Source organism: Vibrio sp. 1078-1 (genome assembly GCF_033340475.1).
Genome location: NZ_JAWOWM010000542.1, coordinates 1 through 614, shown reverse-complemented (window position 1 = coordinate 614; position 614 = coordinate 1). Strand labels below are relative to the sequence as shown.

Annotated in this window: 1 pseudogene; it reads right to left on the bottom strand. The window is 47.7% G+C overall.

Features of this window, described 5'->3' with window-relative positions:
- Window positions 1-614 (bottom strand): annotated as a pseudogene (locus R7190_RS28685) (GGDEF domain-containing protein); the annotation flags it as partial.

Below are 614 nucleotides of genomic sequence, written 5' to 3'. Positions count from 1 at the left end.
AGCTCCAAGTTCACCCGAAAGCGAAAACGTCCGTCACCAATAATCTGCGCAAGCTTTAAAGCGGCTTGATAAGATGTGATGGCTTCATCGTATTGGAACTGAGCTTTGTGTAGCTTTGCAATAGTTAGGACGCTAAGCAACTCATTAAACGACATGCGGCGGTCTTTAAAATAACGATACGCCTGCTTCAGCACGACTTCAGAGCGGTCATAGCCTTGAATTTTTACCAATACATCACCGAGCTCTAGTGCTGCTCGTTCGACTAAGCCCTGCGCACCCGATGACTCCGCCGCTTCCATCGAAGACATCAACGCCGCGTACGATTTCTTATAGTCCCCTTGCTCATCGTAGTAACGACCTTTGAGCAACAGAACTTCCGATTCCAATTTCTTGTCACCTTTTTCTCGTGATGTTTCAAGCAAAGCATCCAACGACGAGAGCGCGGTATCGATATCTCGATTGCCCATCATGGCTCGAATTTGGATCAGCTTGAACAGCAAGTGCTCTTGGCTTTGCTCTGGTGTCAAACTCAGCCCTTTATCTACCACTGCTAAGCTCTCTTTATCGCGCCCTAACAACTCAAGAACGGTCGACTTCGCCAGCCAATAACGAAT